Below are 13830 nucleotides of genomic sequence, written 5' to 3' on the forward strand. Positions count from 1 at the left end.
CCGTGACAGTATCTCTCACCCTCGAAAATGTATCCGCCCATTACGGCTCCACGCAGGTTCTGAAGGATCTTTCGCTTTCGGTTCAGGCAGGCGAGCTTGTATCGCTGCTAGGCTCGAGCGGTTGCGGCAAAACCACCACGCTGAGGTTGGTGGCAGGCTTTCTGCAGCCCAGTGGAGGCACAATTCGACTCGGCGAAAGGGATCTCACCCGCCTTCCAGCGCATCAGCGGGACATCGGGCTTGTTTTCCAGAATTACGCCCTGTTTCCGCATCTGTCGGTGCGAGACAATGTTGCCTTCGGCTTGAAGCAGCGCGGTATCGCAGCCGCTGACAGGAAGCGCCGCGCAGACGCGATGCTGGAACTTGTGGGGCTAGCCTCTTTCGCAGATCGTATGCCTGCCGCATTGTCTGGCGGGCAAAAACAACGTGTCGCTCTTGCCCGTGCCTTGGTCATAGAGCCGCCGCTCTTGATGTTCGATGAGCCGCTTTCCAATTTGGATGCCAAGTTGCGTGTTGATATGCGCGTGGAAATTCGCCGTTTACAGCGGGCCAATGGCACCACGTCCCTTTATGTTACCCACGATCAGGAAGAGGCATTTTCCATCTCCGACCGCGTGGCGATCATGAATGCAGGCCGCATCATGCAGTTGGATACGCCGGAAGTGCTCTATCAGCGACCCGCCAACAGCTTTGTCGCCCGTTTCGTAGGCTTCGAGAATCTCATCGAAATGAAGACAATCGCTCGGGATGGGGAAATGATTGTGGCCGAAACGCAGGATGGTGCGAAGCTTCGTCTTTCTCAGGATAGACTTGGCGCGATCCCCGACCGCTTCATCCTCGCTGCACGACCGGATGGATTGATGGTGGCAAGAGAAGGTGAGGGAATGCCAGTGACGCTCGGCATCCGTACCTATCTGGGCCGTGCTTATCAATATCAGAGCTCCACTGCTTCTGGCACTTACTTGGCCAATGGATCGTTAGCGGAACCTTTGGAAACAGCAACATCTGCGGTGCTGATACCGGTGGCAGAGCAGTGTTGCATTCTGCCGGCTGAGACTGCTTGATCAGAAAACGACTGGCTGAACTTCACCGGTCTGCACATTCACCAGTCCCTGAGGCGCATAATCGCTGGGTGCCACAAGCACCCAACGCCATGGCGCGCAGGTGAGTGTCGCAAAGGCAAGGCGTTCCGGGAAGCCAGGGAACCAGCGGGGACTGAATGTCGGCTCATACATCCAGTCGATCTTTTCCCCCTCGGCGTAAAGCGTCTGCATCTCTTCATGCAAAACCTCCGGTGGACGGCAGGTCATAAGGCCAGCGACCTCATAGCGTACGGTTGCGACGAGATGACCTTCGCGCACCAGCGCCCAACCACCATCATTTGCTGCGATGGCGTTGACAGCTTTGGCCATCGCTTCATCCGATGAGCCGACACACCAGATGTTATGCTTGTCATGTGCCATGGAGCAGGCGAGTGCGGTGTCCGGTGTTCTCGGACCGCACCCCACCCAGAACATTTTCGAGACCGCCGCATTGCCTGAAAACCGATCAATGACGGAGAACTTCGTGATGTTGCGGCTTTCGTCTCGTTGAACTTCTCCGTTCATCACCGGTAGCTCGTAGGTGAGGAAATGATCGTCCCAGTGAAACGGGCGTAGAACCGCGGCCTGCATGGTTTCGCGCCCAGGTTCGGCGCGAATGGCAAAGTCTTCGACAGTCAATGCCCGGCCAATATTGATCGTCTTCGTTGCCCATTCCGGCCAATCGATTTTCGGGACGTCCGGCAGATAGCAACTGCCATCAGAAACTTGTCTTCCATCTGCCCAAACCTTCGCGATCTCGAAACGCTGAACATCCGAGAGAAGGACGATATCCGCGTAGCGACCGGGTGCAATTGCCCCGACCCAGGGGGTGAGCCGCATATGCCGCGCCGGGTTGATGGTTACGCATTGAATGGCAATTTCAGGTGCGAGCCCTGATTCAATTGCAAGGCGTACATTGTAATCGGTGGCGCCCATTTTGAGCGTGTCCGATGCGCTGCGGTCGTCTGTGGTGAAAGCAATTTGAGACCAATCCTGCAAGCCCTTGTTCAGAAGGCCGCGAATAACCTCCGGCAGGCTGTGGGGTCGCAGCTCCATGAAGAGCCCATGGGTCAACTTGTCCCAGAACTCTTCGAAAGTCCAAGCTTCGTGGTCGGATGCAAGGCCTGCTGCTGCGAAAGCATTGATCGTCGGGAGGTCGCGAATGCCGGCGGCATGGCCTTCAACGACACCACGCTGCTCAATGGTGGCCCGGATCATGCCCCAGAGCCGTTCATAGGAAGGATTTTCCCGATTCCAAACGGCAGGCCAATCCATGACCTCATCAAGACCCGCGACCGTCAAGCTCTGTTTAAGAAAGGTTTTCTGCTCGTCATATCCAAGATAGCCGCCGCCATGCTCATAGCCCGTAGGCGGAACTGCCGAGCCAGGCAGAGGGAAGATCTTAAGCGGAGAACCGGCTTCGCGCGCCTTCAGCCAGAACTCTAGCGTCTTCGCCCCATTCACGTTGGAAAATTCGTGGCTTGCCTCACATGTCCACGTATTGCCGCGCGGCAGAACCAGTGCTGCCTCATATTCCGGCGTCAGGTGTGAGCTTTCAATATGCTTATGAACCTCGCCCAGACCGGGAATGGCCGAAAGCTGAGGCTCATGAATGCGGTGCGCCACTTCACCGGGATAACTGCCGGCTGGCCCGACATAGGCAATGCGGCGGCCTTTGATGATGATTTCCTGATCCTCAGCCCATGTTCGCGTCGCGACATCGAGCAATCTGCCAACACGCAGTGCGACATCCGCTGGACGTTTGCCGAGTGCAACAAGGGTTAGCTCCTGACGTATAGCAACTTCCGTTGCTGCATCCGGATTGATGTCAGGTGAGGGGAAAGTCATGGCAGCCGCTCCCTTTTGAAGGTGCGCAAAAACTAAAAATTCTCGTTACTCAAAGCACATAGCGGCATTGAGCCGGAGCCGCAACGCCGCTTGCTGTAATTCTTCGCTGCGATTGAGGAACATCAAATATGATGGATTTGAACGCCTGGTACAGTCGCCTTCGCGATGTCGCAGAGGTGGCGATGGTGGGTAAGGTAGACGACCTGACCAAGCTGCGAGACATTGCCGAGAAGACGGAAAACTTCCTCGGACCGCGGCTCATCAAAGCTTTCCATGATGTCATCTGCGATAAAGGGAACGGAGGGGCGGACCGCAGCAAATTCTTCGTAGCCCGCCAGCCTCAACGCGAGATAGAGCTGGTACCGCGTCCCGGTGGACATCACTTCGGACAGCTTCGAACCGCCTTCCTTAGTCACGCCTATCAGGAGTTCCTTGCTACCGTCAGGGATGGAGCTTAGGCCGCTATACTCTCCCCTTGTCATTTGGCTGAATGCAGCCGAAGCGCGGGTCATCATGGAACTGCGATGCTTGTCGCGATAGATGGATAGCGCATTCTCCGCCGCCAGCGTTCCGGCTCGCAGCCTCAGATAGTGAATTGCGAGTTCCTCAAGCTCTACGATAATGGTCGAGCGTTTGGCTTCAAGGCGGGCGACCGCATCATCGCCTCCAACCGCGTCAATCTGATCTTGTGCTTTGGTCAAATCGACGAACCGCTCGCGGCTACGTTGCGCGAGGTTCTCAATCTTTTCCGCAAGCTGCTCGCTTTCGTCGCGGGTCGTATCCAGATCAAGCGTTGAAATTTGTTCGATGGCCTCGGCGAGATCACTAACGGCGAGTTCCGAAACCAGTTGCTGCTCGAATTCGGCTTTACGGCCCTCCAGTCGGTCTCGCTCGGCCACATCGTCCAACTTGCGGCTTATTTCATCAAGCGTAGAAACCTCGAAGAAAGTGGCGAATTTTTCCTGCTGTGCGGCATGACCGGCAATACGAAGCTCGAGTTCCTGCCATTCGTTGTGGAGGGCGGTGAGTTCCGCCAACTTGGTCTGTCGCTGCTCTTCAGCTTTTTCCATATCGAGCCTTGCACGGATCAGCCGTTCTGCCAAAGCCGATGTTGGCAAATCGGCTGCCCGCCACCCGATGTCTGCTGCGGTTTTTTGAACGGCTTTCTGGAAGGAGGCAATATTCTGCTCCATCAGCGATACACGGTGGCTTAGCTGGTCCTTCTGGGCAAGGATTGCCGGAAGTTCACTCAACGTATCGAGTATGGCACGAACGGAAGAAGGATCACTTTCCTGACCGAACCAGGCTTGGGAACGCGCCTCCTGCCATTGGGCTTGCCAGGTTAACTCGGCTTGTTTTGCGGATTCGGCATCGCGCTCGCGCTCACGAATCTCCCGGTGCAATTCCTCCAATCGCCGTTCCAAATGCTCTCGTTCACCGCGCTGTCGCTTTGCAAGCTCCAACCAGTCCACGATGGCAGCAAGCTTTTCCGCCTGGGGTAAATCAAGGTCCAGATCGATAGGCAGGCGACGGACGAAACTGTCGAACGCATCCACCTCTTGGGTAAGCTCCGCTTGCAGCGCTACCTGTCGTTCCTCAGCCTCATGAAGCTGCTTGAGGCTTGCAAGATGTCGCTCCCGAGCTTGCTGCCACCTCTCGCAAAGGCTCAATAGCGAGAAGGCATCAATTTCGCGATCCAGTTGGAAGGGAAGGCTTGATCTGATGTGGGCAAGAAGGTCGCGGCGCTGTTCAATAAGATGATGAACGGCATTTTCCGCCTGCTCCAGTTTTGCCTTGAACGCCGCGATTTCCTGGCGAAGATGACGCAGTTCCACTACTTCGCCGGATCGGGAAAGGCGCAACTCGGAGATGCGATCATCAGCCCGCATGGACTGCTCGAAAGCGTTAGCCGTTTCCGCATCCAACATTGTCAGGTGACGTATCCAAGCCTCTTCCCGCTGCCTCCGCAAAGTGGCTGCCGTGTCATCATCGAAGCTGTCCGACAGACCTTGCTGTGTGCTCACGCGGGCTTGAGCCTGCGCAAGCAATGTTTTTGCCTCTTGCACCACCTCACGCGCGCGTAGGAGTTGGCGATCGAGCTCCGTTGCCTGCATGCGCAGATTTTCGATCTGGCGAACATCTGGCAGCTGGAGGGATTGCAATTCGTCCTCGTCACCTTCCCAAGGCAAAAGTGCCGATGCAGTCTGCTCGACCTCCTTGCGCAGGCGCGATAATCCCCTTGCTTCCATGGCAATAAGCGCGGATTTATCGCTTCGGCTCAAACGCTCAACAGCAGTCTGAAGACGAGCAATGTCTGTTGGCGTTTGCTCACTTTCTTCCAGCGCGTCAAGCTTCTGGCGAAGATCGGCCTCTGCCTCCTGAGCTCGTTCAAGCTCACGCGCGCTGGAAGTTAATGAGGCCGCAATGCCAGAGCGCGTCTCAATCAGGTCCCTGAGCTTACCCGTAAGGGCCGCTGGCAGAACAAGGCGATGGGGGTCTTCTTCCAGGCTGCGACCGAGCGATTTCAGATGCTGTGCCAGCACTGTCTCGCTTTCACGAAGCTCAAGATGACGGCGAGGTAGGTCATCTTCCATGCCGTTGATTACGCCGTGTTCTTTTGCAAGGCGGGCAATCACATCGGCAGCGGACCGAACCTTTTCATCGATCTCGATTTCATCCAGTTCGCGCTCCAATCGTGCAATCGCGCTGGCCTTCGTCGCTTTCAAAGTTTGAAGGCGCGTTTCGTCGCGGATCATGTCCGGCAGCAGAGATTGCCACTCACGGGGCGGCTTTGGCAAGTTCGCAAAGTTCTCCAATTCGCGCGCAAGGCGCTGCACTTCCAGAGAAAGTGGGTATGCGCGAAGCTTGGCTTGCAGTTCCGCTTGTCGGGTGCGGGCAGATCCTAACTCTGTCAGCGCATCATCATAATTCTTCTGGGCCTGATCCCTTGTCGCCAGCAAAGATGTGTAGGTAGCAGCATAGGTATCGATTTGATCGCGCTCTTTACGAACATCGGCGAGCTTCTGCTTCAATTCAGCAAGCTGCGTCGATCTCGCTCGCTTTTTGTGGAACTGCTGAGCCTCTTCACTTACGCGGTTCAGCACGGCACCAAGTTCGGCCAGGCCAGCACTTGCGGAAAAAAGCAATTCGCCGAGATCGCCACGGCTTTCCACAATAGACCGTCCACCCTCTTGCAGTGAATGCTCATCGAGCGAAAACATGGCCCGATAGGATTCGCGCGTTAAACCACCGAGCGCGGATGTGATCAGCGCCTCCGGCAGGGGCTGGCCGGTTGTGTCCAGAAGCGAGTTGCTGCGCTTCTTTATGCGGGCGAATTCATGCTCTTTCCCGTCAATCTCCAGCCGGGCGCCAATCTGCATCGTGTTGTAAGCGTGCAGGAAGTCGTAAGGTGACTTGTCATGAATGCCGAACAAGAGGTCGAGATAGGCAGCAAAGGCTGTGGATTTCCCTGCCTCGTTCAGCCCGTAGACAATGTGCAGATCAGGCGAACCCGGTGTCTTGTCGCCGAAGTCCAGAATGCGGCCAGTGAATTTTCCGTAGCGGGTCAGGTCCAGGCGGCGAAGTCGCATCAGTCGTCCTCGCTTCGCGCTTGCGCCATTCTGGCAACCAACTCTTCTCCGCCTTCTGCAATAAGAGCTTGCAGAAAGGCCTCACGTTCAACGTCGTCCTTGCCAGCAATCTGTCGGGCCTCCGCGGGAAGATCATCCAAGAGCGCTTGAATCATCTCCCGAACCTGTTCCCGATAACCAGCCGAGACCATCACTTGGTCACGCATGATCTCGTTTAACTCAAGAATCGGGTCGGTTCCGGTTGATGGTTGCTCGACACCAGTAGCCCGGAGGTCGAGCTCGATTTTTTCAATCCACGTCTTGCCGATGCGCTCGCCCCGCTGCTCCGCCTCGGTGCGAAGCAGGTCGAGATCGCGCCGGATTGTCCAGGAAAGAGGAGTAGATCCTTTCAGTTTCAGACGAGCAACCAGATGCTCCGAGCGAGTAATCGATCTCCGGTTCTGCAAAGCCTCGCCAATCCGTTCAACAACCTCGATCCAATTCGTTGTGCCAGAGACATCGACGCTGATCCGCTCGAATTGTGCGATGCTTGTCAGCCGTTCCTCAACGGTGACGTTGCCATCGTCGTGCACCGTGACAAGGCTCACACTTTTTTCGCCAGCTTCGTTGATGTCACGGCCTTGCGGCATGCCCGGCATGATGACTTTACGCGACCCAGCGTGGTCGCTGCGCTGGTGAATATGACCTAGCCCCCAATAATGAAAACCCGCCGCATGAAGGTCGGCGACCGAGCAGGGGGCGTATTGGTCGTGCCCCGGCGCACCGGCGAGGCTTGTATGCATGAGCCCGATATTAATGGCACCCGGGATGGCTGGCTTGTACTTGGTGAGCAGGCTTTCCGGCGCATGGGGCTTGGTAAAACTCAAACCATGGACAGCGACAGTTTGGCCGTGATGCTTGAACTCCACCGCCTCCGCCCGACCCGTAAACACCTTCACCGACGGCGGCAGCACCAGTTCCTGCGTAATGCGCGAAAGCGCATCGTGATTGCCCCGTATCTTGAAGACCTTGATATTGGCCTCATGAAGGCGCTCCATCTGATTTGCCAGAAAGCGCGCCGTTTTCATGGAGGTCTGGTCGCCATCGTAGAGGTCGCCAGCAATGATCAGGGCATCCACTCGCTCCTCCAGACACAGACCCACAATATGGATGAGTGCCTGGCGCGTGGCATCGCCAATCAATGCGGCAAGCTCCGGGTTTCGCAGCGAAAGCGAACGGAGTGGAGAATCAAGATGAATATCTGCGGTATGAACGAACCTGAAGGCCATGCCCTGATCTAGTCCGCTTCGCGCTTCTGTTCAATGTCGTTATATTGCCCTGCACAACCTCTAGTCATTCGTATCCTTCATGACGAACCTGTCGTCTGCGTTGACATGTTGGCCCGCTTACCTTTAGGTGAAGCTATTCCGAGGGGAGCACCAGACGGTGCTGAGATGGCGGTGAGCCGGACCCTTGAACCTGATCCGGGTTATACCGGCGTAGGAACGGAAAATCGCAACGCCAGCGCTGTTTCGCTTCATCGCCTGACCCGACATCAATTTGGGCAGGAGTTATTGAGCGATGGCGCGTCCATCCACCATTGTTGAAACGTCGCTTCGGCAGTCCCAGGTGCGGCGATGACCCTGCGTCAGGCGCTGGTTTCTCTCATGATGCTTCTGCTCTTTTGGCAGGCGATCATTATACTCACCGCGCCACCGCGTTATCTGCTGCCGTCTCCGCAGGCTGTTCTCCACGTCTTTCTGAACCAGCCCTTTTTCCTCTTCCAGCATAGCTTGTTAACTGCGACCGAAATGATCACTGGCCTTCTCTTTGGGTCGGTGCTCGGTGCAGCCACAGCCGTTGCAATTGCTGCTTTCCCCAAAGCGGGCCGGATTGTTTGGCCACTGATGCTGGTCTTGCAGGCCTTCCCGGTGTTTGTGCTGGCGCCGTTGCTCGTCATCTGGTTCGGCTTCGGCCTTGCCTCCAAGGTGGCTATGACAATCATTATTATTTTTTTTCCTGTCGCCTCCGCCTTTTATGATGGCTTGCGACGCACCGACGCCACCGTTCTGGATGCCGCAGCTTTAACTTCGGCCAGCCATCTGCAAACGCTGCGTCTGCTGCGCATTCCGCTTGCCTTGCCTTCACTGATTTCCGGTCTGCGCATTGCTGCGCCTCTGGCACCGCTGGGCGCAGTAGTGGGTGAATGGGTCGGCGCATCTGGGGGACTTGGCTTCATCATGATGCAAGCCAATGCGCGGCTGCAAACCGATGTGATGTTCGCTGCCATGGCAATACTGGCCATTTTTACAGTGCTTCTCCGGTTCATGACTGATCGGCTGACAATCAATCTGGTTCCCTGGGCTCGGGAAAACGCCTCTTTGCGCCATGCCTCACTTCATTCAGGAATGCTCTCATGAAAGCCAAGCTTCTTGCACTGTTCAGTGCAATCTTCATTCTTCTCAGTTGCAGTAGTTCACTGGCAGCAGACAAATTGAATGTCCTGCTGGAATGGTTCGTAAACCCGGATCATGCCCCTTTGGTCGTGGCGCAGCAGAAGGGCTATTTTCAGGAAGCAGGGCTCGATGTAACCCTCATCCCGCCGTCAGACCCCTCCGCCGTTCCGCGCCTGGTCGCGACAGGGCAGACGGATATCGGCATTCACTACCAGCCCAATCTCTATCTGGATCATGCAGCAGGGCTACCGCTTGTGCGGTTTGGCACGCTTGTCGAGACACCGCTCAACACAGTGACTGTGCTTTCAGATGGTCCGATCAAAAGCTTGAAGGACCTGAAGGGGAAGAAGATAGGCTTTTCCGTTTCGGGCTTCGAAGATGCCATGTTGAAGCGCATGCTGGAAACGGACGGCATTTCGCTTTCGGATGTTGAGCTGGTCAATGTTAACTTTTCGCTGTCGCCATCGCTGATTGCTGGCAAAGTGGATGCCACGATTGGCGGCTTCCGCAATTTTGAGATCACCCAAATGCGCCTTGAAGGCCACAAGGGTATCGCCTTTTTTCCTGAAGAGCATGGCGTACCAATCTATGACGAACTCGTCTTCGTCACCCGCAAGGATCTGATCGCTGATCCCCGCCTGCCGCGCTTTCTGCACGCCGTGGAGAAGGCTTCCATTTTCTTGACCAACCATCCGCAAGAGGCGCTGCAACTTTTCTTGAAAGCCTATCCTGACCTCGATAACGAACTGAACCGCCAAGCTTTTGCAGATACTCTGCCACGTTTTGCCAAGCGTCCGGCGGCGCTCGATACTCTCCGCTATCAGCGGTTTGGCACTTTCATGGCGGAGAGCGGTCTAGTTGCAAAAGCACCGGATGTCAGAGAACTGGCGGTGGAGTTGAAATGACCATTCAGAAACCCTTGCCCACGCCAAGTGACGTGGCTGAATTGCTGGCGAAAGTGCGAGCACGCCGTCCGCGGGTCCACTGCCTGATGAATACGGTGGTGCAGAAATTCACAGCCGATGGCATTACAGTTGTGGGGGGAATTCCCTCCATGACATCGTCACGGGATGAGATTGCTGATTTCGTCGCTAAAGCGAACGCTCTGACAATCAACCTCGGCACGCTGGATGCGGAGCGTCGCGCTGTGATCCGTATCGCAGTGGAAATCGCCAATGCGTCAGGAAAGCCGTGGATCGTTGATCCTGTTCACTGCGATTACTCGCGAGGTCGCCTGGAGTTTGCTCGTGAACTGATTGCACTGGGGCCAACAATAATACGTGGCAATGCAGCGGAAATGGAGTTGATCACGGACACCCGCGCCAGCCTTCGCATCCAGACCGGACCTGTCGATGTGCTTTCTGATGGACATCGTTCCGTCAGCATTCGCAACGGCCACCACTGGATGGCGCAAGTCACTGGTACGGGCTGCCTCTCCGGCGGCGTCATCGCAGCTTTCATGGCTGTTGAGCAGGATGCTCTTCTTGCCGCCGCCTCCGCTTTGGTGGTCACCGGTTGCTCTGCAGAAATTGCCGCGCAGGATGCAAAGGGTCCAGGTAGTTTCGAACCGGCTTTTCTCGATGCGTTGGCGAACCTGACCTCTCAGGACATCCTAAAAAGGGCGAGGATCGATCATGAGACCCGTTGATTACCGGCTGAACGCAATCGTCGACGCATCGCTGCTGGACATCGCGCCACTAGCGGAACTGGCGGCTCACGCTGTACGGAATGGTGCGACGATCATTCAATATCGCGATAAAACTGCGTCGACGCGGCTGATGATCGAGCGCGCCATCGCCATTGGCCAGGCCATTGCTGGCACAGGCGTGCCTTTCGTCATCAATGATCGGGTCGATGTTGCGCTTGCTGCGAATGCCGACGGCGTGCATTTGGGCGCTGATGACATGGAGCCTCACATCGCAAGGCAAATTCTTGGGTCCGAAGCGATTATCGGCGTCACGGTCAAGAAGCTGGCCGATGCGGAAACAGCCGGAACAGCCTCCGTAAACTATGCCTGCATCGGCGGAGTCTTCGAAACACTCTCCAAGGTCAATCCCGATCCGCCTGTTGGTCTTGAAGGGCTGCGGACGCTGCGTCGTCATATTTACCTTCTCAATCCAAGTCTTCCCGTCGGTGCCATTGCCGGCATAACGCAAGAGAAAATCAACGATGTAATTGGGGTCGGGGCAGATGGTGTTGCGGCCATCTCGGCACTTTTCCGGGTCTCAGATGTAGCAGCAACCGTCACCGCATTCCGCCAACGGATCGATGAATGCTTGAAGGGGGGCGCGCAATGACTGCGATAGCCTTGACCATAGCGGGCTCGGACAGTGGCGGCGGTGCGGGTATTCAGGCCGATCTCAAGACATTTTCTGCCTTAGGTGCATACGGTGCTAGCGTCATAACGGCTGTAACGGCGCAAAATACCCGTGGTGTCACTGCGGTTGAAGATATTTCGAGTGGCGTCATCGCTGCGCAAATGCAGGCTATTTTCAGCGATCTCAAAGTTGATGCGTTGAAAATTGGCATGGTTTCGCGAACCGAGACGATCAACATCATTGCGGATGAACTTGCTGCGTTCAGCGGCCCAATCATTGTCGATCCGGTTATGGTCGCGACCTCAGGGGATCGGCTGCTGCGCGAGGATGCAATTGATGCCCTCAAAAGCCGTCTTATCCCCAAAGCCTATGTGGTGACGCCCAATCTGCCGGAGGCGGCGCTGTTGACGGGGCTTTCCGTTGCAAGTTCGCAGGAGGATATGCTGGAGCAGGCAAGACGTATTCTCGCGCTTGGTCCACAGGCAGTTCTGATGAAAGGCGGCCACGGAAGAGGTACCGAAAGCATTGACTATCTGGTTGCCGCTGACGGCGTGACGGCTTTCAGTGCAGAGCGGATCGATACCAGAAACGATCATGGCACCGGGTGTACTTTGGCAGCAGCAATTACGGCGGGACTTGCAAAGGGCTTTAGCCTGAGAGAGGCGGTCTCAAAGGCAAAATCTTATTTGCATGAGGCTTTAAAAGCGGGACGAAATTTGCAGGTCGGTCAAGGTCGCGGCCCGGTCCATCATTTTCATCCTTGGTGGCAACCTTGATTGCTAGGGTAAAGTCAGGTCTGGATCGCCTGATTGGTTCAGTGTTGGCTGTGCTTCTCGCGGTTCTGCTGTGTCTTGTGCTTGCAAATGTCGTTGCGCGCTATGCGTTTCATGCGAGCTTCCTGGGGCAGGAGGATCTGGCAATCTGGCTTCACCTGGCGCTGATATCGCTCGGAATGCCCCTTGCATTTCGCGGGCCGCTCGCCATGCGTTTTGATGTGCTCAATCGGTATGTCGGGAGTACGGGGAGCAAGCTGTGCGCTGTGGCAGCGGATTGCTTTACCGTCATTGCAGCAATGGTTCTGGCTGGCGGCGCAGTGGGTACGGTCGCTTCCGTGGGTGGGGTTTCTCCAACGCTGGGTTTCCCGGAATGGATACGGTTTACCTTTGTCATCATAGGCGCGGTTCTCTTGGTGCTGCTTCTTATTCTGGAACGTTTGGCAGAGAATAAGCCAGTCACGCTGACGCTATCGCTGTTGCTCGGGTTTATGCTCTACTGGTGCAGTCAGTCCCTGATCATCGAAACCGAATGGTCACCCAGTTCTTACATGGCCATTTTCGCGGGGATCGGCATTCTTTGCGGTGCGCCAGTGGCTCATGCATTTCTGGCGGCCGCTAGCATTGCCACCGCGTTTGGAAGCAGCCTTGCTGAACCGGCACTCGTCTCCTCCACTGTTAACGGCATGTCGCGCTTTCTGCTGCTTGCGATACCCTTCTTTTTGCTGGCTGGTTCGTTGCTCACGATCTCAGGGGCAGCAGAGCGACTCGTCACCTTCGCCGCGGCCATGGTCGGACATCGTCGCGGAGGTCTGGCGCAGACTGTTCTTCTGACCAGCGCGATCTTTTCCGGCGCATCCGGCTCCTCAGTCGCCAACGCAGCGTTCGGCGCATCGACCTTTCAGCCGCAATTGGTCCGCAACGGCTATCCCCCAGCACAGGCAGGGGCCATTATCGCTGCCTCGTCTGTGCTGGATAATGTCATTCCGCCCTCAATTGCATTTCTCCTGCTCGCAGCAGCTACCAATCTCTCTGTTGGCTCGCTTCTCACAGGAGGTTTCGTGGCGGGTGGTTTGATGGCGCTTTGTCTGGCCATTGCTATTCGATTTTCGGTGAAGGCCAGTGCCGGTGCGGGACCAAAACCAGCAACGGCGCGCGAAAGATTGAAGGCCGCGCATGCTGCTATCCCTGCATTCGGGCTTGGAATTATTGTGGTGTTCGGCATCCGTTTTGGGCTTGTCACACCTACGGAGGCGGCGGCTCTAGCGGCTGGGTTCACGTTCCTGCTTGCGCTTTTGTCAAGGCGTCCAGGCGGAGATTTGGTAGCGAGCTTCCGCCAGTCGGCGCTTGAAGCCAGTGCTATCGGGCTGTTGATTGGGTCGGCTGCTCCCTTTGCATTCCAGTTGGCGGTTGACGGCGCTTCCGACAAGCTGACCGATCTTGTCCATATCTTCGGCAGTAGCCCGTGGGTTGTACTCCTCATCGCCAATTTCATCCTGTTAATTGCCGGACTGATCCTGGATATTGGCGCAGCCATTCTTTTGATGGGGCCGATCCTCGTTCCGGCTGTGGCCTCGGTTGGTATCAACCCGATCTATTTCGGCGTCATTCTCGTGGTCAATCTGATGATCCATGGGCTCACGCCGCCGCTCGGCATTTTAGTTTATGTCGTCTCGGGCGTTACAGGCGTGCCGCCTTCAGCCCTGTTTAGCGCTGTTCTTCCCTATCTCGGCGCGCTGCTCGTTGCCCTTGCTGTTTTGTGCGCAGGCGCGCTGCTCTTCTGA

General features: G+C 56.2%; 10 protein-coding genes and 1 riboswitch. Of the genes, 7 read left to right on the forward strand and 3 right to left on the reverse strand.

Annotated features, from left to right (window positions below; translation table 11 throughout):
- Positions 1–2: 2 nt before the first annotated feature.
- On the forward strand, positions 3–1064 hold the full coding sequence (locus tag AC0JZ1_RS01830) for an ABC transporter ATP-binding protein (protein ID WP_471880735.1): 1062 nt from the start codon (positions 3–5) through the stop codon (positions 1062–1064).
- On the opposite strand, the gene AC0JZ1_RS01835 is transcribed toward AC0JZ1_RS01830, so the two are convergent.
- The 3 genes from AC0JZ1_RS01835 to AC0JZ1_RS01845 all read right to left on the reverse strand — a co-directional run bounded on the left by AC0JZ1_RS01835 (position 1065) and on the right by AC0JZ1_RS01845 (position 7788).
- Complete coding sequence (locus AC0JZ1_RS01835; RefSeq protein WP_471880736.1) at positions 1065–2930, reverse strand: adenine deaminase; 1866 nt, start codon at positions 2928–2930, stop codon at positions 1065–1067.
- 122 nt (positions 2931–3052) lie between these two features.
- Positions 3053–6520: an ATP-binding protein gene (locus AC0JZ1_RS01840; RefSeq protein WP_471880737.1), complete on the reverse strand. Its 3468-nt coding sequence runs from the start codon at positions 6518–6520 to the stop codon at positions 3053–3055.
- Positions 6520–7788: a metallophosphoesterase family protein gene (locus tag AC0JZ1_RS01845; protein ID WP_471880738.1), complete on the reverse strand. Its 1269-nt coding sequence runs from the start codon at positions 7786–7788 to the stop codon at positions 6520–6522. The genes AC0JZ1_RS01840 and AC0JZ1_RS01845 overlap by 1 nt, the downstream gene beginning before the upstream one ends.
- 131 nt (positions 7789–7919) lie before the next feature.
- A riboswitch (TPP riboswitch) is annotated at positions 7920–8022 on the forward strand.
- A 114-nt stretch (positions 8023–8136) separates the two neighbouring features.
- Between AC0JZ1_RS01845 and AC0JZ1_RS01850 the strand changes: the two genes are divergently transcribed.
- From AC0JZ1_RS01850 to AC0JZ1_RS01875, 6 genes are read left to right on the forward strand one after another with little or no spacing between them, the layout of a single operon-like run.
- Complete coding sequence (locus AC0JZ1_RS01850) at positions 8137–8919, forward strand: ABC transporter permease (RefSeq protein ID WP_471880739.1); 783 nt, start codon at positions 8137–8139, stop codon at positions 8917–8919.
- On the forward strand, positions 8916–9860 hold the full coding sequence (locus tag AC0JZ1_RS01855) for an ABC transporter substrate-binding protein (RefSeq protein ID WP_471880740.1): 945 nt from the start codon (positions 8916–8918) through the stop codon (positions 9858–9860). Before AC0JZ1_RS01850 ends, AC0JZ1_RS01855 begins: the two co-directional genes overlap by 4 nt.
- Positions 9857–10603, forward strand: a complete 747-nt coding sequence (locus tag AC0JZ1_RS01860) for a hydroxyethylthiazole kinase (RefSeq protein ID WP_471880741.1) — start codon at positions 9857–9859, stop codon at positions 10601–10603. Before AC0JZ1_RS01855 ends, AC0JZ1_RS01860 begins: the two co-directional genes overlap by 4 nt.
- The gene (gene thiE, locus AC0JZ1_RS01865; protein WP_471880742.1) at positions 10590–11252 is read left to right on the forward strand and encodes a thiamine phosphate synthase; all 663 of its coding nucleotides are present in this window, start codon (positions 10590–10592) and stop codon (positions 11250–11252) included. The genes AC0JZ1_RS01860 and thiE overlap by 14 nt, the downstream gene beginning before the upstream one ends.
- Positions 11249–12049: a bifunctional hydroxymethylpyrimidine kinase/phosphomethylpyrimidine kinase gene (thiD, locus tag AC0JZ1_RS01870; RefSeq protein ID WP_471880743.1), complete on the forward strand. Its 801-nt coding sequence runs from the start codon at positions 11249–11251 to the stop codon at positions 12047–12049. The genes thiE and thiD overlap by 4 nt, the downstream gene beginning before the upstream one ends.
- Entirely contained in the window at positions 12037–13830 is a 1794-nt protein-coding gene (locus AC0JZ1_RS01875; protein WP_471880744.1) for a TRAP transporter large permease, read from the forward strand. Before thiD ends, AC0JZ1_RS01875 begins: the two co-directional genes overlap by 13 nt.

Source organism: Affinirhizobium capsici (assembly GCF_977018625.1).

Excerpts from the sequence above, each read along its gene's own strand:
- AC0JZ1_RS01860 (WP_471880741.1), top strand. The coding sequence starts at position 9,857 with ATGACCATTCAGAAACCCTTGCCCACGCCAAGTGACGTGGCTGAATTG.
- thiD (WP_471880743.1), top strand. The coding sequence starts at position 11,249 with ATGACTGCGATAGCCTTGACCATAGCGGGCTCGGACAGTGGCGGCGGT.
- AC0JZ1_RS01835 (WP_471880736.1), bottom strand. The coding sequence starts at position 2,930 with ATGACTTTCCCCTCACCTGACATCAATCCGGATGCAGCAACGGAAGTT.
- thiE (WP_471880742.1), top strand. The coding sequence starts at position 10,590 with ATGAGACCCGTTGATTACCGGCTGAACGCAATCGTCGACGCATCGCTG.
- AC0JZ1_RS01855 (WP_471880740.1), top strand. The coding sequence starts at position 8,916 with ATGAAAGCCAAGCTTCTTGCACTGTTCAGTGCAATCTTCATTCTTCTC.
- AC0JZ1_RS01840 (WP_471880737.1), bottom strand. The coding sequence starts at position 6,520 with ATGCGACTTCGCCGCCTGGACCTGACCCGCTACGGAAAATTCACTGGC.
- AC0JZ1_RS01845 (WP_471880738.1), bottom strand. The coding sequence starts at position 7,788 with ATGGCCTTCAGGTTCGTTCATACCGCAGATATTCATCTTGATTCTCCA.
- AC0JZ1_RS01850 (WP_471880739.1), top strand. The coding sequence starts at position 8,137 with ATGACCCTGCGTCAGGCGCTGGTTTCTCTCATGATGCTTCTGCTCTTT.